The 20,721-nt window shown below is 71.6% G+C and carries 21 protein-coding genes; 15 read left to right on the top strand and 6 right to left on the bottom strand.

Features of this window, described 5'->3' with window-relative positions; genetic code table 11:
• The coding region (locus ACTHMS_RS14010; protein ID WP_440307289.1) for a proline iminopeptidase-family hydrolase at positions 1-801 on the bottom strand (801 nt) is incomplete at its 3' end.
• 55 nt (positions 802-856) lie between these two features.
• On the opposite strand from ACTHMS_RS14010, the gene ACTHMS_RS14005 reads away from it, so the two are divergent.
• Both ACTHMS_RS14005 and ACTHMS_RS14000 read left to right on the top strand, forming a co-directional pair.
• Positions 857-1,891, top strand: coding sequence for an alpha/beta fold hydrolase (locus tag ACTHMS_RS14005; RefSeq protein WP_440307288.1), 1,035 nt, complete (start codon positions 857-859; stop codon positions 1,889-1,891).
• An 87-nt stretch (positions 1,892-1,978) separates the two neighbouring features.
• The gene (locus ACTHMS_RS14000; RefSeq protein ID WP_440307287.1) at positions 1,979-2,644 is read left to right on the top strand and encodes a class I SAM-dependent methyltransferase; all 666 of its coding nucleotides are present in this window, start codon (positions 1,979-1,981) and stop codon (positions 2,642-2,644) included.
• Here the strand turns inward: ACTHMS_RS14000 and ACTHMS_RS13995 are convergent.
• Positions 2,637-3,272 (bottom strand): VC0807 family protein, encoded by a 636-nt coding sequence (locus tag ACTHMS_RS13995; RefSeq protein ID WP_440307286.1) that lies wholly within the window; start codon positions 3,270-3,272, stop codon positions 2,637-2,639. The genes ACTHMS_RS14000 and ACTHMS_RS13995 overlap by 8 nt on opposite strands.
• A 21-nt stretch (positions 3,273-3,293) precedes the next feature.
• Here ACTHMS_RS13995 and ACTHMS_RS13990 point away from each other — a divergent pair, with 21 nt between their 5' ends.
• From ACTHMS_RS13990 to ACTHMS_RS13980, 3 genes are all read left to right on the top strand, one after another.
• Positions 3,294-3,887 (top strand): TetR/AcrR family transcriptional regulator, encoded by a 594-nt coding sequence (locus ACTHMS_RS13990; protein ID WP_440307285.1) that lies wholly within the window; start codon positions 3,294-3,296, stop codon positions 3,885-3,887.
• A gap of 40 nt (positions 3,888-3,927) precedes the next feature.
• The gene (locus ACTHMS_RS13985; protein ID WP_440307290.1) at positions 3,928-4,791 is read left to right on the top strand and encodes a phosphoribosylaminoimidazolesuccinocarboxamide synthase; all 864 of its coding nucleotides are present in this window, start codon (positions 3,928-3,930) and stop codon (positions 4,789-4,791) included.
• A gap of 80 nt (positions 4,792-4,871) precedes the next feature.
• On the top strand, positions 4,872-5,432 hold the full coding sequence (locus tag ACTHMS_RS13980) for an NADPH-dependent FMN reductase (RefSeq protein WP_440307284.1): 561 nt from the start codon (positions 4,872-4,874) through the stop codon (positions 5,430-5,432).
• A gap of 16 nt (positions 5,433-5,448) precedes the next feature.
• Here ACTHMS_RS13980 and ACTHMS_RS13975 read toward each other — a convergent pair whose 3' ends face one another.
• The gene (locus ACTHMS_RS13975; protein ID WP_440307283.1) at positions 5,449-6,174 is read right to left on the bottom strand and encodes a Type 1 glutamine amidotransferase-like domain-containing protein; all 726 of its coding nucleotides are present in this window, start codon (positions 6,172-6,174) and stop codon (positions 5,449-5,451) included.
• A 135-nt stretch (positions 6,175-6,309) separates the two neighbouring features.
• Here ACTHMS_RS13975 and ACTHMS_RS13970 point away from each other — a divergent pair, with 135 nt between their 5' ends.
• Positions 6,310-7,902: a succinic semialdehyde dehydrogenase gene (locus tag ACTHMS_RS13970; RefSeq protein WP_440307282.1), complete on the top strand. Its 1,593-nt coding sequence runs from the start codon at positions 6,310-6,312 to the stop codon at positions 7,900-7,902.
• A 3-nt stretch (positions 7,903-7,905) separates the two neighbouring features.
• Here the strand turns inward: ACTHMS_RS13970 and ACTHMS_RS13965 are convergent, their stop codons facing one another.
• Both ACTHMS_RS13965 and ACTHMS_RS13960 read right to left on the bottom strand, forming a co-directional pair.
• A complete protein-coding gene (locus ACTHMS_RS13965) occupies positions 7,906-10,191 on the bottom strand; it encodes a bifunctional glycosyltransferase/CDP-glycerol:glycerophosphate glycerophosphotransferase (protein WP_440307281.1) in 2,286 nt (761 codons plus the stop codon).
• A complete protein-coding gene (locus tag ACTHMS_RS13960) occupies positions 10,188-11,072 on the bottom strand; it encodes a sulfotransferase family protein (protein ID WP_440307280.1) in 885 nt (294 codons plus the stop codon). The genes ACTHMS_RS13965 and ACTHMS_RS13960 overlap by 4 nt, the downstream gene beginning before the upstream one ends.
• Before the next feature lie 113 nt (positions 11,073-11,185).
• Here ACTHMS_RS13960 and purS point away from each other — a divergent pair, with 113 nt between their 5' ends.
• Genes purS through purM form a run of 6 tightly spaced genes read left to right on the top strand, consistent with a single transcriptional unit; the run spans position 11,186 to position 17,840 of the window.
• Positions 11,186-11,419 carry a phosphoribosylformylglycinamidine synthase subunit PurS gene (gene purS, locus ACTHMS_RS13955; protein ID WP_440307279.1) on the top strand — a complete coding sequence of 78 codons (234 nt, stop codon included), beginning with the start codon at positions 11,186-11,188 and terminating at the stop codon, positions 11,417-11,419.
• 20 nt (positions 11,420-11,439) lie between these two features.
• The gene (gene purQ / locus ACTHMS_RS13950; protein WP_440307278.1) at positions 11,440-12,111 is read left to right on the top strand and encodes a phosphoribosylformylglycinamidine synthase subunit PurQ; all 672 of its coding nucleotides are present in this window, start codon (positions 11,440-11,442) and stop codon (positions 12,109-12,111) included.
• Complete coding sequence (gene purL / locus ACTHMS_RS13945; RefSeq protein ID WP_440307277.1) at positions 12,108-14,381, top strand: phosphoribosylformylglycinamidine synthase subunit PurL; 2,274 nt, start codon at positions 12,108-12,110, stop codon at positions 14,379-14,381. The genes purQ and purL overlap by 4 nt, the downstream gene beginning before the upstream one ends.
• 4 nt (positions 14,382-14,385) lie before the next feature.
• On the top strand, positions 14,386-15,159 hold the full coding sequence (locus tag ACTHMS_RS13940) for a sterol carrier family protein (protein ID WP_440307276.1): 774 nt from the start codon (positions 14,386-14,388) through the stop codon (positions 15,157-15,159).
• A 60-nt stretch (positions 15,160-15,219) separates the two neighbouring features.
• The gene (gene purF, locus ACTHMS_RS13935) at positions 15,220-16,755 is read left to right on the top strand and encodes an amidophosphoribosyltransferase (protein ID WP_440307275.1); all 1,536 of its coding nucleotides are present in this window, start codon (positions 15,220-15,222) and stop codon (positions 16,753-16,755) included.
• Positions 16,752-17,840, top strand: coding sequence for a phosphoribosylformylglycinamidine cyclo-ligase (gene purM, locus ACTHMS_RS13930; protein WP_440307274.1), 1,089 nt, complete (start codon positions 16,752-16,754; stop codon positions 17,838-17,840). The genes purF and purM overlap by 4 nt, the downstream gene beginning before the upstream one ends.
• Before the next feature lie 71 nt (positions 17,841-17,911).
• On the opposite strand, the gene ACTHMS_RS13925 is transcribed toward purM, so the two are convergent.
• On the bottom strand, positions 17,912-18,109 hold the full coding sequence (locus tag ACTHMS_RS13925; protein WP_440307273.1) for a DUF3073 domain-containing protein: 198 nt from the start codon (positions 18,107-18,109) through the stop codon (positions 17,912-17,914).
• A 354-nt stretch (positions 18,110-18,463) separates the two neighbouring features.
• Here ACTHMS_RS13925 and ACTHMS_RS13920 point away from each other — a divergent pair, with 354 nt between their 5' ends.
• From ACTHMS_RS13920 to ACTHMS_RS13910, 3 genes are all read left to right on the top strand, one after another.
• Positions 18,464-18,673 (top strand): BldC family transcriptional regulator, encoded by a 210-nt coding sequence (locus ACTHMS_RS13920; protein WP_440307272.1) that lies wholly within the window; start codon positions 18,464-18,466, stop codon positions 18,671-18,673.
• A 179-nt stretch (positions 18,674-18,852) separates the two neighbouring features.
• Positions 18,853-19,404, top strand: coding sequence for a MarR family winged helix-turn-helix transcriptional regulator (locus tag ACTHMS_RS13915; protein ID WP_440307271.1), 552 nt, complete (start codon positions 18,853-18,855; stop codon positions 19,402-19,404).
• Positions 19,405-20,721: MDR family MFS transporter (locus ACTHMS_RS13910; protein WP_440307270.1), on the top strand; the 1,317-nt coding region annotated here is incomplete at its 3' end. It abuts the gene before it with no gap.

Here is a 20,721-nt window from a genome sequence, read left to right as displayed (position 1 = left end):
GTCCGCCATGCGACGCAGGTGCGCCGGGTCCATCGTGTCGTGCGCCGCGCCGATGACGAGCGTCGGCACCTCGATGCGCGGCAGGTCGGCGACGCGGTCCCACTGCGCGAGCAGCGCATCGGGGCTCATACCCATCTCGCTCGGCCCCTGCATCGAGATGTAGATCTGCGGGTTGATGTGCGCGAACGCCCGCTGCACCGAGTCCGGCCAGGTCGACTGCGGCCGGCGCAGGATGTGGTCCTCGTAGTACGGCGTGAGCAGGACGTCGTACCGCTCGCCGAAGTCGCCGGCGGCCTCCAGCGCACGCAACTCGGCGACCACCGCAGGGTCGAGCCGGGGGATGAGCTCCTGCTCCGCGTACGCCGTGTACTCCGGCGCGCTGGCCATCATGTTGGAGATGACCAGTCCGCGCAGGGCCTGCTGGTGCGCGAGCGCGTACTCGATGGCGAGGATGCCGCCCCACGAGTGTCCGAACAGCACGAAGTCGTCGGGCGTGAGCCCGAGCGCGACGCGCACCTGCTCGACCTCGTCGACGAACCGGTCGACGTCCCACAGCGATGGTTCGTCCGGCGCGTCGCTGTTGCCCGCGCCGAGCTGGTCGTAGAAGAAGAACTCCACACCGGCCGGACGCAGGTGCTGCTCGAAGACCTCGAGGTACTCGTGGGTCGCACCCGGCCCGCCGTGCAGCAGCAGCACCTTGACCCGCGGGTTGTCGCCCACCCGCTTCGTCCAGACCGAGAACTGCCCCGTCGGCGTCTCGATCGGGATCATGCGCACGCCGTCGTCAGCACCGTCCGTCACCGCGACCTCCGTCGTCCCTCGTGAAACGAAGTCCCCCGTCGCGGACACTAGCCTCGTGCAGCAGCGGCTCGGCCTCACGCGCCTCGACGACGGGACGACGGTGCGCTTCGCCGTGTCCGGCACGGGGCCGGTTGCGATCCTCGTGCCCGGCTGGGTCTCGCACCTCGAGCTCGGTTGGGCGCTGCCGGCCGAGCGGGCGTTCGCCGAGGCGTTGTCCGCCGGCCGCACGCTCGTGCGCTACGACCGGCCGGGCTGTGGACTGTCCGACCCGACGGACCGCAGCGACACCGTCGCCGTCGAACTGGAAGTCATCCGCGCTGTTGCCGCGGCCGCGCGTGCCGACCGCTTCGACCTGATCGGGACGTCGTTCGGCGCGCCGCTCGCGGTGGCCTGGGCGGCCCAGCACCCGCACACCGTCTCGCGTCTCGTGCTCTACGGCGGCTGGGTCGAGGGTGACCGCCTCGGCACGCCGGCCGTCCGCGAGCACATCCTCGGTCTCGTCCGCGACCACTGGGGCCTCGGGTCCGACGTGCTCACCGACATCTTCGCGCCGGACGCCGACGCCGGCTTCCGGGCGCTCTTCGCCCGCTACCAGCGCGAATCGGCCCCCGCCACCACCGCGCGGCGGCTGCTCGCCGAGTGCTACGCCGTCGACATCGCCGACCTGCTCGGCGCCGTCGCCGCACCGACGGCAGTGCTGCACCGGCGCGACGATCGCGCTGTCCCGCTGGCCGAGGGCGAACGCCTCGCCGCGGGCATCGCCGGTGCCACGCTCACCGTGCTGCCGGGACGGTCGCACCTGCCGTTCGTCGGCGACACCGCGGTGGTGCTGCGCGAGGTACGGCGTGGTCTCGGCCTGCCGCCGCTCGAGCCCGATCGCTCCGCAACGCTCACGCACCGGCAGCTCGAGGTCGCCGCTCTCGTCGCCGAGGGCTGGTCGAACCGTCAGATCGCCGAGCACCTGGTGCTCTCGGAACGGTCGGTCGAGTCGCACGTCGAGCGCATCCGCACCCGGCTCGATCTCCGCTCGCGCGCCCAGCTCGCCGCGTGGTTCGTCGCGACGCACCCGCCGGCTCGCGAGCCGAGCTGAAGTGCCGTGGTTCCGAAGTGCCGTGGTTCTGAAGTGCCGTGGTTCCACCGCTGCGGCCGGTGCCGTGACGGGGACATGATCGTCGCCATGACGACGACGACGCTGCCGGACGCCGACGCCCCGCAGTTCACCCCCCATCCGGTGCGCGGCCGCTTCAACGCGGCCTTCTTCGGCGGCATGGGGTGGTTGATCCACTGGCACCTGCGCCGCCACAAGGCGGTCGCGTTCGCCGACCTGCCCGCCAGCGTGGTCGAGCTCGGCGCCGGCACCGGCGCGAACCTCCGCTACCTGCCGACGGGGGCGAGGCTCATCGCCGTCGAGCCGAACCCGCACATGCACCCGCGGCTGCGGCGTGCGGCGCAGCGTCGCGGCGTCGACCTCGAGATCCGCGACGTCGTCGGCGAGCGCATCGACCTGCCCGACGCCAGCGTCGACGCCGTGATCTCGAGCCTCGTGCTCTGCTCGGTGTCGGACCCCGCCGCCGTCGTGGCCGAGGTACGGCGCATCCTTCGCCCAAGCGGCCGGTTCAGCTTCGCCGAGCATGTGGTCGCCCGGAGGCGCACGCCCACCAGGTGGGCTCAACGGCTGTTGCGGCGTCCGTGGGCGTGGGTCTTCGAGGGCTGCTCGTGCGAGCGCGACCTCGCGAGTGTCATCGAGTCGGCCGGTTTCGCGAGCGTCGAGCTGCAGCGCTACCGCATCCACTCGGCCTTCCTGCCGTTCAACACCCACATCGCGGGCACCGCGGTCAGCTGACGGCGGTGGCCTCGAGCCGGCTCGTGCACCACCGTCCGATCGCCAACGTGCCGGCGACCGCGATGCCGGTCGCGACCCACGGCAACAGTTGCGTCCAGAGGAAGGCGGTACCGACGTCCGTGTGGTGCACGACCACCCCTTGTGCGACAGCCTGGCCGAGCAGCACGACCGCCCACACGACGGTCACCAGCCGGTTCGCGCGACGGAACTCCGGCGCCGACCAGAGCGCCGACCACGCACGCATGCCGGCCGCGCTGCCGTCGGTCCAGAACCGCTGGCCGAAGTGGAACGCGAGCGGACGCGACAGCAGCAGCGACGCCGCGAAGAGCAGTCCGATCGCGCCCGTGACGCCGGCGTCCTTGTAGAGCAGCACGCTCGCGTCGTGGCCACCGATCAGCGCGGTGACCGCCGACAGCAGGGCGAAGCAGAGGATCGCGACGGACGCGCCGTTCAGGGCGCGCGCCCGCCGCCACACCAGGACGGCGCCGAGCAGCGGCCCAGCCGTCGACAGCAGGTAGGCGCCGACGTCGCCCGCGCCGGCGGCACGCGCGACCTGGAAGACGACGAGCGCGACGCCCACCTCGACGGCCGACACCACGACCCCGAACGGCGGCCGCCAGCTGCTCATAACGTTGTTATAGTTCGCGGCGTGGTGGACGTCAACGGTGAACTGGCCGCGCGGCTCATCGACGTCGGTGCGCAGATGCTGGCCGAGCAGGGCTCGGCCGGGCTCACCCTGCGCAAGCTCGCCGCGGCCGTCGGCACGTCGACGATGGCCGTCTACACCCGCTTCGGCGACAAGCAGGGCCTGCTGGCGGCCATGCACCGCGAGGGGTTCCGCCGGCTCGGCGAGCAGGTGGCCGCGGCGGCCGACTCCGCCGACCCGCTCGAAGGGGTCGGCCGCTGCTATCGCGCCTTCGCGCTGGCCAACCCGCACCTGTACGCGCTGATGTTCGGACCACCCCCGCTCGGCTTCGTCCCGACCGAGGAGGACGGCAAGGCGGCGGACGCCTCGTGCGCACCGCTCGTCGAGGGCGTCCGGATGGCGGTCGAGCAGGGCTTGTTCACCGGTGACCCGGAGCGGATCGCGCTGCACCTGTGGGCCGTCGCACACGGCATGGTCAGCCTCGAACTGTCCGGTCACATCTCGATCCCGCCGGCCCAGCGCGCCGCCGAGTACGACGAGGCGCTCGCCCTCGCGGCGCAGCCGTTCCTGACGCGGCCACCCGACCCGCCGGCCTGACGGCATCTGCCAGACTCGCCGCGTGGACGCACCGGCCGGCATGACCCACCTGCACAGCGGCAAGGTCCGCGACCTCTTCCGGCTCGACGACGGCCGGCTGCTGATGGTCGCGAGCGACCGCATCTCGGCGTTCGACTTCGTGCTCGACCCCGGGGTGCCGGACAAGGGACGCATCCTCACCGCGATGACCGTGTGGTGGTTCGCGCAGCTGCCCGTGCGCAACCACCTCATCAGCGTCGACGACCCGGTGATCCCGGTCGAGTGGCGCGGACGCGCGATGGTCTGCCACTCGCTCGACATGCTGCCGGTCGAGGCCGTCGCCCGCGGCTACCTCACCGGTTCGGGGCTGCTCGACTACAACGCCACCGGCACGGTCTGCGGCATCGAACTGCCGCCCGGGCTCGTCGACGGCGACCGCCTGCCCGTGCCGATCTTCACCCCCGCCACGAAGGCGGCGCTCGGCGAGCACGACGAGAACGTGTCCTTCGAGGCGGTCGTCGCCGAGGTCGGCGAGCAGACGGCGGCCGAGCTGCGCGACCTCACGCTCGACATCTACGGCCGCGCCGCCGAGATTGCAGCGGCCCGCGGCATCCTGCTCGCCGACACCAAGTTCGAGTTCGGACGCGACCCGCAGACCGGCGAGCTCGTGCTCGCCGACGAGGTGCTCACGCCCGACTCGAGCCGGTTCTGGCCCGCCGACCAGTGGGAGCCCGGGCACGCGCAGCCGAGCTACGACAAGCAGTACGTGCGCAACTGGCTGCTGTCGGCCGAGTCCGGCTGGGACCGCGCGAGCGACACCCCGCCGCCTCCGCTGCCCGACGAGGTCGTGGCGGCCACCCGCGACCGGTACGTCGAGGCGTACGAGCGGCTCACCGGGCTGCGCTTCGCCGACTGGCCGGGTTGAGCCGCTGCGCGCTCGGGAATGCTCCGGGCGACGCCTGCTGTTGACGCGTCAACGCCCCCGGATCACGCCTGGAGATCGAAGTGAAGCTGCTCGTCGTCACCGCCAGCACCCGCCCCGGCCGCATCGGCCCGGCGATCACCGACTGGTTCGTCGACCGGGCCAAGGAGCACGGCGGCTTCGAGATCGAGGTCGCCGACCTCGCCACCGTCGACCTGCCGTTCTTCGACGAGCCGAACCACCCGATGACCGGCAAGTACGTGCACGACCACACCAAGGCCTGGAGCGAGACCGTCGCCTCGGCCGACGCGATCGCGTTCGTGCTGCCCGAGTACAACCACAGCTACACCGCGCCGCTCAAGAACGCGCTCGACTTCCTCAACCGCGAGTGGGCGAACAAGCCGGTCGCGCTCATCAGCTACGGCGGCGTCAGCGGCGGCATGCGGGCGCAACAGGCGTTGAAGCCGGTGCTGCTCGCCCTGCGCATGTGGCCGATCAACGACGTCATCATGATCCCGATGGTCAGGACGATGCTCGGCGACGACGGCGTCTTCGCCCCGACCGAGATCGTCGACGCGTCCGCGAGGACGACGTTGGACGAACTCGAGCGCACCGCCGCCGCGCTGCAGCAGCTGCGGTCCTGACGCGACTGACGCGACCTCAGAGGCGGCGCACGTCCAGCGCCGTCTCGACCGCGCCGCCCGGCCCGGCCGTGACGACGTACGCGCCGGCGTCGGGCGTCTCGGCGACCGCCTCGGCGAACCGATCGCCGCGGTAGAGCACGCCCGCGCCGTCGTCGGTGGCGTAGCCGGCGGGCAGCGTCCCGTCGCCGATCAGGCGCTGGAACAGCGGCCGCCGCTGCTCCTCCGAGTCGTAGTGGACACCGTTGCTGAACGGCAGCAGGCCGAGCCCGTCCGTCACCGGCCGCAGGTCGGGCCCGAACGAGTCGGTGGTGCCGCCGATGTGCCAGCAGATCGAACCCGCCGAGACGCCGGTGAGCACGACGCCCGCCTGCCACGCCCGCCGCATCGCGTCGTCCCACCCGTGCAGCCGCCACATCGCGAGCAGTCCGGCGACGCTGCCGCCGTAGACCCACACGACGTCCTGGTCGAGCAGATGCGCGGTCACGTCCGCGAGGTTCGGCATCGGGAACGCCGCGAGGTGCGACGCCACGACCCCGCGCTCGGACGCCGCCTCGTACAGCCCGGCGACGACGGCCGGGTTGTCGCCCATGGCGGTCGTCACGAAGCAGATCCGCGGCGCGCGTCCGGACACCCCGGCCAGCTCGATCGCGTACTCGGTCAGCGGCGCGAACTCGAAGCGCGTGCGGCGCCCAGGCCGCAACCCACCGGACGTCGCCAGGATCGTCGGTTCCTCGGCAGCCACGCGCCCACGCTATCGCCGACCCCCGACCGCGATGATCTCGGGGAAACCCGGCCCAGGGCAGGGGTTCTCCCGAGATCCTCGCGGTGTACCGGCCCGGGTTTGCGCCCGCTATTGACCCCGGTTCATTATGGACGCATGACCGCCACCCAGACCCGGCCGCTGCGCGCGCTGTCCGGACTGCTGCCCGAGATCGTCACGTCCGGCCGGGCGGCGGCGCTGACCGACCTCGTCCGGCCCGCTTCCGGGACTCCGGTCGAGGTCACCGCCCCGTACACGGGCACCTCGCTCGGCACGCTGCCGCAGTGCACCGTCGAGGATGTCGAGCAGGCCTTCACCCGCGCCCGCGCCGCGCAGAGCGCCTGGGCCGCCGTGCCGGTGAAGCAGAAGGCGGCGGTCTTCCTGCGCCTGCACGACCTCGTGCTGCAGCGGCAGGACGAGATCCTCGACCTCGTCCAGGCCGAGAACGGCAAGTCGCGCCGCGACGCCTTCCTCGAGGTCGCCGACGTCGCCAACACCGCCCGCTACTACGCGCGCACCGCCGCGAAGCTGCTCGAGCCGCAGCGCCGCAACGGCATGCTGCCCGGGCTCACCGCCGCCCGCGAGCTGCGTCACCCGAAGGGCGTCGTCACGATCATCTCGCCCTGGAACTACCCGCTCGCGCTGGCCGGCGGCGATACGATCCCGGCCCTGCTGGCCGGCAACACCGTCGTGCAGAAGCCCGACAACCAGACCGCGCTCACCGCGCTGTGGGTGCTGGCGCTGGCCCGCGAGGCCGGCCTGCCCACCGACGTCTGGCAGGTCGTGCTCGGCCGCGGCTCGGTCATCGGCGACACGCTCATCGGCCGCGGCGACTACCTCATGTTCACCGGCTCGACCGCGAGCGGCCGCAGCGTCGCCGCGCAGGCCGCCGCCCGGCTGATCAGCTCGTCGATGGAGCTCGGCGGCAAGAACGCGATGCTCGTGCTCGACGACGCCGACCTCGACCGCGCCGTCGAGGGCGCCGTGCGCGCCTGTTTCAGCTCGAGCGGCCAGCTCTGCATCTCGATCGAGCGCATGTACGTGCAGGACGGCATCTACGACCGGTTCGTGCCCGCCTTCGTGCAGGCGGTCAAGGACATGAAGCTCGGCGCCGCCTACGACTACAGCATGACGATGGGGTCGCTGACCTCGACCACGCAGGTCGAGGTCGTGCAGGCGCACGTCGACGACGCCGTCGCGCACGGCGCCACCGTGCTCGCCGGTGGCCGCGCCCGCCCGGACCTCGGGCCGATGTTCTTCGAGCCGACCGTGCTGGTCGACACCCCGCCGAGTGCGCAGTGCTACGCGGAGGAGACCTTCGGGCCGCTGGTCTCGATCTACCGCTTCACCGACGTCGAGGACGCGATCACGCGCGCCAACGACACCGAGTACGGCCTCAACGCCAGCATCTGGACGAAGGACACCCGCCGCGGCTACGAGCTGGCGGCGCGCCTGCACGCCGGCACGGTGAATCTCAACGAGGCCTTCGCCGCCGCGTGGGGATCGGTCGACGCGCCGATGGGCGGCATGGGGGCTTCCGGCCTCGGTCGCCGGCACGGCAGCGAGGGCCTGCTGAAGTACACTGAGGCGCAGACGGTGGCGCGCCAGCGCATCACCAACATCGCCGCGCCGCCCGGCATCAGCGACGCCGCCTTCGCCAAGGTGCTCACGGTCGGCCTGTCGGCGCTGAAGAAGCTCGGCTGGAAGTAGCCGTCAGGCCGGGTCGACGTCGCCCAGCTCAGGGGTGGCGTCGGCCTCCGGCATCTCCTCCAGCTCGGCCACGCCGGTCGAGTGCACGTCGGTGCGCGCCACGCTGTCGCCCATGACCCGGGCGATCACCCGCTCACCGGCGTGCCCGTCGTCCCAGGGGCAGAAGCGCCGGGCGAACGCCTTCCGCAGGTCGGTCGCGTCGGGCCCCGCCCAGCGGCCGCTGGTGAACGCGTCGATCAGCGCGGGCATGTCCTGCGCGACGACCCCCGGCGGCGACGCCAACAGGTCGAAGGTGACGCCGCGCAGTTCGGCGTACTGCGCCCAGTCGTCGGCGTAGATCACGATCGGCCGGTCGAGGTTGGCGTAGTCGAACTGGATGGACGAGTAGTCGGTCAGCAGCACGTCCGAGGCGATCATGAGCCCCTCGAGGTCGGGCTCGGCGGTCGCGTCCCGGATCAGGCCGCGCTTCGTCAGCCGCGCCAGGCTCGCGTCGCCCTCGGTCAGGTAATGCGTGCGGACGAAGATCGTCCAGCCGTCGCCGAGCGCCTCGGCCAGCTGCGCCAGGTCGACCGGCGGCGTGAACGTCTTGCGCGACCAGTCGCGGAACGTCGGCGCGTAGAGGATCGCCTTCACGCCGTCGCCGATGCCGAACCTCGCCCGCAGCTCGGCGCGCTCGGCCGGCGTCGCCAGCACCAGCCGGTCGTTGCGCGGGTAGCCGGTCTCGAGGGTCACGTAGTCGCAGGGGAACGAGCGTTCCCAGACCTCGCTCGAGTGCCGGTTGGACGAGATCACGTAGTCCCACCGGTCCGACCGCTGCAGCAGCGCCCGGAACCGCATGCCCGCCGCACCCACCGGGTGGTCCTGCAGCTCGAGGCCCATCTTCTTCAGCGGGGTGCCGTGCTTGGTCTGCACGTGCACCTGCCCGGGCCGCTTGACGATGTCGTCGTCGAAGTTCACGTCGTTGAAGAAGTACTTCGCGCGGGCCATGGCGCGGTAGTACGGGAAGCCGCCCTGCAGGACGACCGGCACACCGTCGGGGATGACCGCCCGCTCGTCCCGCTTCACGACCCAGACGCCCTGCACGTCCGGCGCGAACCGCTTCGCCTGCTCGTAGATGGCGCGCGGGTTGCCGGTGTACGCCGTGCTCCACTGCGCCGAGTACACCGCGAGGTGCTCGTCGATGGGCTGCTTCCGCTGCGCGGCGTAGTAGCCGAGGATCACCGAGCGCTTCGCCTGGCGCACGCGCTCCTTCGTCTCGGGGCTCCTGGCCCTCCGCACCGCGCTGCCGGCGTAGTGCGCCGCCAGGAAGGCCGGATAGTTGCCGGTGCGGATCGCCTGCAGCTTCGCCCCGGCCCGCCCACGCGGCGGGCTGTACCCGGCCGGCTGCAGTGTGCGGTAGGCGTCGACGATCCGCTCGAACCAGGCGTGGTACTGCGATCGCACGAGCCGGTTCTTCGCCCGCATGATCGACAGGTAGTGCGCGAGCATGCGGTCGAACATGAACCCGCGCCACCGCTCGAGGTCCGGGTGCGCGTCGATGTGGTCGAAGATGCGCCGGTACTGGTCGAAGACGTCGAAGTGCTTCTCGTTGCGGCTGCGCAGGATGTTGCCGTGCCGCCGCTGGCGGTAGTGCACGTTCACCCGGTCGAGCACCGCGATGCGCGAGGCCGACAGCAGCGCCGGGTACGTCCAGGGCAGATCCTCGTAGTAACCCGGGTGGAAGCGCAGTCCGCGCTCGGTCACCCAGTCGCGGCGGTAGGCCTTGTTCCACACGACCATCAGCACCTTGAGCAGGTCCGGGTGCTTGTCGATGGTGAAGAGGTCGTCCTTCGCCCGCTGGATCACCGGTGCCATGACGTTGCGGTTCACCGCGCCCCACCAGTAGGTGCGGGCGTAGTCGAAGAACACGATGTCGGGTTCGCCGGTGTCGTCGATGCGCTGCTTCGTCGCCGCGAGGGCGCCCGGCGTCATCGTGTCGTCGCTGTCGAGGAAGAGGAGGTACCGGCCGCGGGCGTGGTCGAGCCCGACGTTGCGCGCCGGCCCGAGGCCGACGTTGTGCTCGAGGTGCACCACCCGCATGCGGTCGTCGGTGGCGGCGACCTCGTCGAGGATCTCGCCGCTGCCGTCCGGCGACGCGTCGTCGATCGCGATCAGCTCGAGGTCGCCGAACGACTGCCCGAGCACGGAGGCCAGGCTCTCGCGCAGGTAGGCGCGCACGTTGTGCACCGGCACGATGACGCTGAAGAACGGCGCGTCGGGCGACGGGACGGCGTCGGACGGACTGCTCACGATCGGTACTCCCAGATCCGGGCCAGCTGCTGCAGCTCGGGCCCCAGTTCGACGTCGTCGACGGCGCGCGCCGGCTGGATGGTGCCCGACTTGATCCGGGCGCTCCAGTCGCCGAGGCCCGCACGCAGCGACCCGTGCTCGCCGCGACCGTAGTCGAGGATCGCCGGTTCGAACGGCACCCCGAGGTACTCGCACAGTCGCCGGCTCTCGCGCTCGGGGTCGGCGGTGAACTCCTCGTACCGCACGGTGAGCCCCCCGCGGCGCCGCCGTGCGTCCTCGACCGCGGCCATGTAGCGGTGCACGTCCGCCTCGATGGCCGAACGGCTCCAGCTCTTCCGGGCCCGGTGCCACGACTCGACGACCGCGCCCGGGTCGCGCAGCAGGAAGATGAAGCGCGCGTCGGGCCAGCACTGCACGATCCGCTCCCAGATCAGCGCGTCGCTCGGCGTCTTGTTCACCAGCTGCTGCTTGCCGTGCTTGACCAGCTCACGGTGCAGCAGCCGGTCCCACAGCAGGAACTGCAGGTCGAGTTCGTCGGACCCCAGCTCGGCCATCGCCCGCGCCGCGTACGAGTTCGCCAACCGCACCTGCACGCTGCGCAGGTGCAGCTCGTGCGGCGCGTAGAGCTGCGAGTGCGTGTCGAGGACGAGCCGCAGCAGGGTCGACCCCGACCGCACGCTCGACAGGATGAACGCCGGACGCACCAGCTTCCGCTCGCTGTTCGCGGCACGCGTCGCGGCGACGACGGCGGGATCGAGCGGGGGGAGCGTGTCGTCGGGACGGTCGTCGACCCGGTGGAACTCGTAGCCGGTGCGGCGGCAGAGCGCGGCGTTGAGGCGCTTCGCCAGGCGGCGCGCGTGTGCCCTGCCCTCGGCGCCCATGCGCTCCCTCGTCGATTGCTCGCGGCGTCCGTCCGTGGGCCAACCGTACCGACCTGACCCGGCCGCCGACCCGCTGGATAGGCTTCCGGCGCCGGACGAGGAGAGGAACCGCTGTGGCCCGCGTGGTCGTCGACGTCGTACTGAAGCCCGAGATCCTCGACCCCCAGGGCCAGGCGATCGTCGGGGCGCTCGGCCGGCTGCACATCGACGGCGTCTCCGACGTCCGGCAGGGCAAGCACTTCGAGCTCGAGGTCGACGACTCGGTCACCGACGAGCAGCTCGAGCGGCTGGCCGACACGCTGCTGGCCAACCCGGTCATCGAGAACTACCGCATCACCCGGCTCTGAGCCGCCGGTAGATTGGGCGGGTGCCAACCCGCATCGGTGTCGTCACCTTCCCCGGCAGCCTCGACGACCGGGACGCAGCACGCGCCGCCCGGGTCGCCGGCGCCGAAGCCGTCGCCCTCTGGCACGCCGACCCCGACCTGCACGGGGTCGACGCGGTGATCCTGCCCGGCGGCTTCAGCTACGGCGACTACCTGCGCTGCGGCGCAATCGCCCGCTTCGCGCCGGTGATGGACTCGATCGTCGCTGCCGCCCGCGACGGGCTGCCCGTGCTCGGCATCTGCAACGGCTTCCAGGTGCTCTGCGAGGCCCACCTGCTGCCCGGCGCGCTGATCCGCAACAGCCGCCGCAAGTTCGTCTGCCGCGATCAGCGGCTGCGCGTCGAGAACGCGACGACGGCCTGGACGAACGCCTACCGCGCCGGCGACGAGATCGTCATCCCGCTGAAGAACGGCGAGGGCGGCTACGTCGCCGACGAGCGCACGCTCGACGAGCTCGAGGCCGAGGGACGCGTCGTGGTGCGCTACCTCGGCGACGACCCCAACGGCAGCTACCGCGGCATCGCCGGCATCACCAACGCGGCCGGCAACGTCGTCGGGCTGATGCCGCACCCCGAGCACGCCGTCGAGGCGCTCACCGGACCCGGCACCGACGGGCTCGGCTTCTTCACGTCCCTGATCGGGGTCCCCGCATGACCGCCGGCCACACACACGTCGACACCGTCGCCATCGCGAAGAAGACGCCCGAGCACGAGCAGCCGTTCAAGGAGCTCGGCGTCGCCGACGACGAATATGCGCGCATCCGCGCAATCCTCGGGCGACGTCCCACCAGTTCCGAGCTCGCCATCTACTCGGTGATGTGGAGCGAGCACTGCTCGTACAAGTCGAGCCGCGTGCACCTGCGCCAGTTCGGCGAGAAGGCCCCGAAGACCGATGTGTTGTTGGTCGGCATGGGTGAGAACGCGGGCGTCGTCGACGTCGGTGACGGGTGGGCGGTCACCTTCAAGATCGAGTCGCACAACCACCCGAGCTACGTCGAGCCCTACCAGGGGGCGGCCACCGGCGTCGGCGGCATCGTGCGCGACATCCTCACCATGGGTGCACGGCCGGTCGCGGTGCTCGACAGCCTGCGCTTCGGCCCGATCGACGCCCCCGACACCGCCCGCGTGCTGCCCGGCGTCGTCGCCGGCGTCGGCGGCTACGGCAACTGCCTCGGCCTGCCGAACATCGGCGGCGAGGTCTTCTTCGACGAGAGCTACCTCGGCAACCCGCTCGTCAACGCCCTGTGCGTCGGCGTCATGCGCGCCGACGGCATCAAGCTCGCGAAGGCGGACGGCCCCGGCAACCACGTCGTGCTCTTCGGCGCCCGCACCGGCGGCGACGGCATCGGCGGGGCGTCGGTGCTCGCGTCCGCCACCTTCGAGGAGGAGGGTGAGCGCAAGCGCCCGGCCGTGCAGGTCGGCGACCCGTTCGCCGAGAAGGTGCTCATCGAGTGCTGCCTCGAGATCTTCGCGGCCGACCTCGTGACCGGCATCCAGGACCTCGGCGCCGCCGGCATCTCGTGCGCGACCACCGAGCTCGCCGCGGGCGGCACCGGCGGCATGGACGTCGACCTCGACCTCGTCCCGCTGCGCGACCCCACGCTGCGGCCCGAAGAGATCCTGATGTCCGAGTCGCAGGAACGGATGATGGCGGTCGTCGAGCCGGACAAGCTCGACGCGTTCCTGGCCGTCTGCCGCAAGTGGGACGTGCTCGCCACCGTCATCGGCACGGTCACGGACACCGGCCGGCTGCGCATGACGTGGCGGGGCGAACTCATCGTCGACCTGCCGCCGCGCACGGCCGCCAATGAGGGCCCGGTCTACGAGCGGACGATCGGCGAGCCCGCCGACCAGCTGCTCATCACCCGCGACGACCCCGCGACGCTGCCCCGCCCGGCGACCGGCGACGACCTGCGCGCCACGCTGCTGCAGCTGGTCGGGTCGCCGAACCTCGCCGACCGCAGCTGGGTCACCGACCAGTACGACCGCTACGTGCTCGGCAACACCGTGCTCGCCCAGCCCGAGGACGCCGGCCTCATCCGCCTCGACGAGTCGACCACGCGCGGCGTCGCCATCAGCACCGACGGCAACGGCCGGTACACCCGCCTCGACCCGTACGCCGGCGCGCAGCTGGCGCTCGCCGAGGCGTACCGCAACGTCGCGACCACCGGTGCGCGTCCGTTGGCGGTCACGAACTGCCTGAACTTCGGCTCGCCTGAGGATCCCGGCGTCATGTGGCAGTTCAGCGAGGCCGTGCGTGGCCTGGCCGACGGCTGCCTGGCGCTCGGCACCCCGGTCACCGGCGGCAACGTGAGCTTCTACAACCAGACCGGCGCCACCCCGATCCTGCCCACCCCGGTGATCGGCGTGCTCGGCGTGATCGACGACGTCAGCCGCCGCACCAGGCAGGCGTTCGAGACCGACGGCGCCCAGCTGTACCTGCTCGGTGACACCCGCGACGAGTTCGGCGGCTCCGAGTGGGCGTACGCGGTGCACGGCCACCTCGGCGGCACGCCGCCGCGGGTCGACCTCGCGCGCGAGCAGTTGCTGGCCGACGTCCTCATCAACAGTTCGCGCGACGGCCTCATCGACTCGGCCCACGACCTGAGCGAGGGCGGCCTCGCGCAGGCCCTCGTCGAGGCCTGCCTGCGCAGCGACACCGGCGCCCGCGTCGTGCTGCCCGAGGAGCTCGACCCCTTCGTCGCGCTGTTCAGCGAGTCGACCGGTCGCGCCGTGGTGTCGGTGCCGCGTAGCGAGGAGGTGCGCTTCACCGACATGTGCGCCTCCCGCGGGCTGCCGCACCTGCGCATCGGCGTCATCGACAAGGCGTCGGGGGCGCTGGAGGTGCAGGGGCAGTTCAGCGTGCCGCTGGCCGAGCTCCGCGAGGTCTGGACGGCGACCCTGCCGAGCCGCTTCGAGGCGTAGCCGCGTGCCCCCGGCACGGCTCACCGGCGTCGACGCCTTCGTCGGCCAGCTGCAGCTGGTCACCGGCTGGGTCGCGACGTTGACGCCGGACGAGCTGGCCGCGCCGTCGGTGCTCGGCGACTGGACGGTGCACACCCTCGTCGGGCACCTCGCGTTCATGCGCCGCGGCCTGGTGAAGCGGCTCGCCGACCGCATCGACGACCGGCCGGTGCCGCTCGCCGAGTTCGTCGCCCGGTACCGCCCGGCCGCCGGCGAGATCGCCGAGGGCACCGAGCGGGTGGCCGCCGCACCGATCGGCGACCTGCTCACGGAACTGCGCGACACCGACGCGATCACGGCGGCCGCCGACGGCGTCGCGCCGAAGACGGTGGTCATGGGCGGACGCGGCCCCACCACCGCCCAGGACTGGGTGACCACCCGGCTCGTCGAGGTGGTCGTGCACACCGACGACCTCAACCGCTCGCTGCCCGACCGCGAGCCGATCGCGCTGCACCGCCCGGCGCTGGCCGCCGCCGTGCGTGCGCTCGCCGAGATCCTGGCCGCGAAGGCCCCGGGACGCTCGGTCGAGCTGCGGGTGCCCCCGTTCGTCGCCGTGCAGGTGATCGAGGGCCCCCGCCACACCCGCGGCACCCCGCCCAACGTCACTGAGACCGACCCGCTCACCTGGCTCCGCCTCGCCACCGGACGCGAGCCCTTCGCCGCCGCCGTCGCCGCCGCACGCGTCCGCGCCAGCGGCACCCGCGCCGACCTCAGCACCTGGCTTCCGCTGCTGTCGTAGGGCGGACGAGTCGGCCTCGTCGGCACTGCTGTGTCGGCCCTCACCTGTACCCTCGGATCCGTGGCGCGCGGTGACGGACTGCTCAACCATGACCTCCTTCCGGGAGAGGACAAGGGCCCTCAGGACGCGTGCGGCGTCTTCGGTGTCTGGGCCCCGGAGGAGCAGGTCGCCAAGCTCACCTACTTCGGGCTCTACGCCCTGCAGCACCGCGGCCAGGAGGCCGCGGGCATGGCCGTCAGCGACGGCTCGAGCATGGTCGTCTACAAGGATCTCGGGCTCGTCTCGCAGGTCTTCGACGAGTCGACACTGCAGACGCTGCAGGGCCACCTCGCCGTCGGCCACACCCGCTACTCGACCACCGGGTCGACGACGTGGGAGAACGCGCAGCCGAACTTCCGCACCACCCCCGCCGGCACCGGCCTCGCACTCGGGCACAACGGCAACCTGGTGAACACGGCCGAACTCGCCGCCCAGGCCCGTGCCGACGGCATCACCGCCGGCAGCGCCACGACCGACAGCGACCTGCTCACCGCCATGCTCGCCGCGCGGCCCGACGTCAGCGTCGAGCAGGCGGCGATGGAGGTGCTGCCGAAGCTCGAGGGCGCCTTCTCGCTCATCTTCATGGACGAGACGACGCTGTACGCCGCGCGCGACCCGCAGGGCGTCCGCCCGCTCGTGCTCGGCCGGCTCGAGCGTGGCTGGGTCGTCACGTCCGAGACCGCCGCCCTCGACATCGTGGGCGCGCAGTTCGTGCGCGAGGTCGAGCCGGGGGAGCTGCTCGCCATCGACGACGACGGGCTGCGCTCGCAGTCGTTCGCGACGCCCAAGCCCAAGGGCTGCCTGTTCGAGTACGTGTACCTCGCGCGTCCCGACACGACGATCGCCGGGCGCAGCGTGCACTCGGCCCGCGTCGAGGTCGGGCGCCGGCTGGCGAAGGAGCACCCGGTCGAGGCCGACCTCGTGATCCCGGTGCCCGAGTCGGGCACACCGGCCGCGATCGGCTTCGCCGAGGAGTCGGGGATCCCCTACGGCATCGGCCTGGTGAAGAACTCCTACGTCGGACGCACGTTCATCCAGCCGTCCCAGACGATCCGGCAGCTCGGCATCCGGCTCAAGCTCAACCCGCTGCGCGACGTCATCCGCGGTAAGCGGCTCGTGGTCGTCGACGACTCGATCGTGCGCGGCAACACCCAGCGGGCACTGGTGCGCATGCTGCGCGAGGCAGGCGCGCTCGAGGTGCACGTGCGCATCTCGAGCCCGCCGATCAAGTGGCCCTGCTTCTACGGCATCGACTTCGCCTCGCGTGCCGAGCTCGCCGCGAACGGTCTCGACACCGAGGGCGTGCGGCGGCTCATCGGCGCCGACTCGCTCGGCTACGTCTCGCTCGACGCGTTGGTGGCGGCCAGCGAGCAGCCGAAGACACGTCTGTGCCGCGCCTGCTTCGACGGCGAGTACCCGATCGAGCTGCCCGAGGTCGTCGGCAAGCACGTGCTCGAGAGCATCGGCAAGCACGTGCCCGGGACGCTGCCGGTCGTCGGACGCGAGCCGGAGCACGCCGAGAGCTACGGCGCCGCCGACGCCCTCACCCGCCCGTGAGCGAGCAGCCGCCGAGCCCCGCCAGTACCGACGCCTACGCCCGGGCGGGCGTCGACATCGCCGCGGGCGACCGCGCGGTCGAGCTGATGAAGGCCTCGGTGCGCCGCACCGCGCGGCCGGAACTGCTCGGTGGCCTGGGCGGGTTCGCCGGCCTCTTCCAGCTCGATTTGGCGCGGTGGCCGCAGCCGGTGCTCGCCAGCTCGACCGACGGGGTCGGCACGAAGCTCGCGATCGCGCAGGCCCTCGACCGGCACGACACCATCGGCATCGACCTCGTCGCCATGGTGGTCGACGACCTGGTCGTCGTCGGCGCCGAGCCGCTGTTCCTCTCCGACTACATCGCCACCGGTAAGGTCGTGCCCGAGAAGATCGCGGCGATCGTCGGCGGCATCGCCGAGGGTTGCGTGCGGGCCGGCTGCGCCCTCGTCGGCGGCGAGACGGCCGAGCACCCCGGCGTCATGGCCCCGGACGAGTACGACATCAGTGGGACGGGCGTCGGCGTCGTCAACGCCGACGCCGTGCTCGGCGCCGACCGGGTGCAGGCCGGCGACGTGCTGATCGCCATGGCGTCGAGCGGCCTGCACTCCAACGGCTACTCGCTCGTCCGGCACGTGCTGCTGCAGCAGGCCGGGCTCGACCTTGGGTCGCGTCCCGACCTGCTCGGCGGCGACACGCTCGGTGACGTACTGCTGACCCCGACCCGCATCTACGCGCAGGACTGCCTCGCCCTCGCGGCGGAGGTGGAGGCGCGGGCGTTCGCCCACATCACCGGTGGCGGGCTCGCGGGCAACCTCGTGCGGGTGCTGCCGCCCACGGTCGACGCCGTCGTCCAGCGCGACACCTGGACGGTGCCGCCCGTCTTCGCCCTGGTGCAGCAGGCGGGCGACGTGCCGCTCGCCGACCTCGAGCTGGCCCTCAACCTCGGCGTCGGGATGGTCGCGGTCGTCCCGGCGCACCGGTCCGAGGACGCGCTGCGACTGCTCGCCGAGCGCGGCGTGCCGGCCTGGACCCTCGGGACGATCACCCCCGGCACCGGTCAAGTGACCTTGGTCGGGACCTACCAGGGCCTTTCGGCTACCCGGTGATTGCGTGCCATCCGGCCGTCGAGCCGGGTGGCACGAGAACGCCGTATCGGAGTCGGGAGCGCCCGGCGCCCTCAGCGCGAGTGGCCTGCCCAGTCGTCGTACTCGTCGTAGTCCTCATCGTCGCTCTCGACGTCGTCGGTGGACTCCGACGGGCTCGACGGATAGCCGCCGAGCTCTCGCTGGAGAGCAGTCAGATCGGTGTTGTGGGTGCTGTACTTCAGCTCCCGAGCCACTTTCTGCTGCTTTGCCTTGGCACGGCCGCGCCCCATGGCTCGACCCCCTCGCTCACGCGGTCATCCGGCGCGGGGATCGCGACGCACCGAACGGAGTCGGGCGACGTGGGAGCCGGCCGGGGAAGTTGTCATCTCGTGGGCCCAGCGTACCGCGTGCGGCGGGACCATCGCACCGCGCCGGGCCCTGTCATGGGCATGGGTGAGGCATGTCCGCAAGTAGCCGGGAAAGCCCGATTTGTCGCCCGGAAGAACCGGACACCGCGGGCCCCCCTGGCACACAGTGGACAGTTGAGCGCGTGATCATGCGAAGTGCGTCCGCAGCGGCCCATACTTGACCCGTTCACGTGGAACAGGACTCCTCGTGACAGAAACCCCAGGAGGGGGCATCGCATGACGACGATTCGTAACCGCCCCGACACCGAGCCGTTGCTCACGCCGTCCGAGGTCGCGACGCTGTTCCGCGTCGACCCCAAGACGGTCACGCGCTGGGCGAAGGCCGGCAAGCTCACCTCGATCCGCACGCTGGGCGGCCACCGCCGTTACCGTGAGTCCGAGGTCCGCTCGCTGCTCGACGGCAACACCGCCGCGATCGAGAGCTGACACCACACGCTGCTGTACCAGCACCACCTCTGCTGCACCACCGGACCGCGTCGCCCCACCGGGCGGCGCGGTTTCGTTTTGCCCTCAGGTGCCGTGCGTCACGGAAGTTGCATCCGTGCGCACTGAGGTGGATGCTTGAGTCAACCAACTATTTGTATGACACACGCAAGTGAAGGATCATGACCATCGTCTCGGAACCCGTCGACGTGAGCACCCGCAATGACGCGGCGCCGCCGCTGCGCGACGGTGTCCGCCGCGTCGCCGATGACGTCGTCGCCCTCGTCCAGGCGTTCGCGAAGTTGAAGCAGCAGTTCATGGCCGCCGCGGCGCACGACGTCGAGTGGTCGTCCCGCATGGTGCTGCGCGCCCTCGACCGTGAGGGGCCGCTGCGCGCCGGCGCGCTCGCCGAGCGGATGGAGGCCGACCCGTCGACGATCAGCCGCCAGGTGGCCGCGCTCGTCCGCGACGGCCTCGTCGAACGGCGCGCCGATCCCGACGACGGCCGCGCGAGCCTGCTCGTCCTCACCCCGAAGGCCACCGAGGTGCTCGTCGAGCACGAGGAGCTGCGCAAGCAGCACTTCGGCCGGCTCGTCGCCGACTGGAGCGACGAGGAGCTGCAGACCTTCGCCGATCTCCTCGAGCGCTTCACCCACGATTTCACCGCCCACCGGCACGAATGGATCCCGACCCGGACGGGGACCCCGTCCGCGTCGACCGAAGGAGCTGACTGAATGGCCGCCACCCAGGCCGCCCCCGCGCCATCCGCCTCCGCCGAGCTCACGCACGGCCAGATCATGAAGATCCTCAGCGGCCTGATGCTGGGGATGTTCCTCGCCTCGCTCGACCAGACGATCGTGGCGACGGCGATCCGCACGATCGGCGACGACCTCCACGGCCTGTCGATCCAGGCGTGGGTGACGACGGCGTTCCTCATCACCTCGACGATCACGACGCCGCTGTACGGCAAGCTGTCCGACCTCTACGGACGCAAGCCGCTGTTCCTCTTCGCCATCTCGATCTTCATCGCCGGCTCCGCCCTGTGCGGGCTCTCGTCCTCGATGTACATGCTGGCCGCCTTCCGGGCGTTCCAGGGCATCGGCGCGGGCGGTCTGTTCTCGCTGGCGCTCGCGATCATCGGCGACGTCATTCCGCCCCGTGAGCGTGCCCGCTACCAGGGCTACCTGATGGCCGTCTTCGCGAGCTCGTCGGTGCTCGGCCCGGTCGTCGGCGGCTTCCTCGCCGGCCAGGCCACCGTCCTCGGCGTCACCGGCTGGCGCTGGATCTTCTACATCAACGTCCCGATCGGCTTCTTCGCGCTCTACGTGGTCAGCCGCAACCTGCAGCTCTCGCACTACCGCCGCGACCACCGCATCGACTGGTACGGGGCGTCCGCGCTCGTGCTCGGCCTGGTGCCGCTGCTGATCGTCGCCGAGCAGGGCCGTGACTGGGGTTGGGCGTCCGCCGGCGCCTTCGCCTGCTACGTCGTCGGCGTCATCGGCCTCGCGCTCTTCGTGTTCGTCGAGTTGCGGATGGGTGACGAGGCGTTGCTCCCGCTGCGGTTGTTCCGGAACGGCGTGTTCGCCATCGGCTCGGCGCAGTCGACGATCATCGGCCTGGGCATGTTCGGCGGCATGGTCTCGATCCCGCTCTACCTGCAGATCGTGAAGGGCGCCTCGCCGACCGAGTCGGGCCTGCTGATCCTGCCGATGGTGCTGGGCATCATGTTCTCGTCGCTCATCGCCGGCCAGATCACGGCCCGCACGGGGCACTACAAGAAGCTGCCGGTCATCGGCTGCGTCATGCTGATCGCGGGCCTGTCGCTGCTCGCCACCGTCGGCGCCGACACCCCGCTCTGGCAGACCGACCTCTACCTGGTGCTGTTCGGCGCCGGCCTCGGGCAGAACATGCAGACGCTGGTGCTGGCGATGCAGAACGCGGTCGAGCCGCGCGACATGGGCGTTGCGACGTCGTCGGTGACCTTCTTCCGCCAGGTCGGCGGCACGCTGGGCACCGCGGTCTTCCTGTCGATCCTGTTCACCTCGGCCGGG

Source organism: Jatrophihabitans sp., assembly GCF_051960575.1.
Classification (GTDB): domain Bacteria; phylum Actinomycetota; class Actinomycetes; order Mycobacteriales; family Jatrophihabitantaceae; genus JBQCEE01.
This window is presented reverse-complemented; position numbering and strand designations above follow the sequence as displayed.

Coding starts and splice junctions, on each gene's coding strand:
- ACTHMS_RS14000 (WP_440307287.1), top strand. CDS start 1,979: ATGACGACGACGACGCTGCCGGACGCCGACGCCCCGCAGTTCACCCCC.
- ACTHMS_RS13995 (WP_440307286.1), bottom strand. CDS start 3,272: ATGAGCAGCTGGCGGCCGCCGTTCGGGGTCGTGGTGTCGGCCGTCGAG.
- ACTHMS_RS13985 (WP_440307290.1), top strand. CDS start 3,928: ATGACCCACCTGCACAGCGGCAAGGTCCGCGACCTCTTCCGGCTCGAC.
- ACTHMS_RS13970 (WP_440307282.1), top strand. CDS start 6,310: ATGACCGCCACCCAGACCCGGCCGCTGCGCGCGCTGTCCGGACTGCTG.
- ACTHMS_RS13960 (WP_440307280.1), bottom strand. CDS start 11,072: ATGGGCGCCGAGGGCAGGGCACACGCGCGCCGCCTGGCGAAGCGCCTC.
- purL (WP_440307277.1), top strand. CDS start 12,108: ATGACCGCCGGCCACACACACGTCGACACCGTCGCCATCGCGAAGAAG.
- ACTHMS_RS13925 (WP_440307273.1), bottom strand. CDS start 18,109: ATGGGGCGCGGCCGTGCCAAGGCAAAGCAGCAGAAAGTGGCTCGGGAG.
- ACTHMS_RS13920 (WP_440307272.1), top strand. CDS start 18,464: ATGACGACGATTCGTAACCGCCCCGACACCGAGCCGTTGCTCACGCCG.
- ACTHMS_RS13915 (WP_440307271.1), top strand. CDS start 18,853: ATGACCATCGTCTCGGAACCCGTCGACGTGAGCACCCGCAATGACGCG.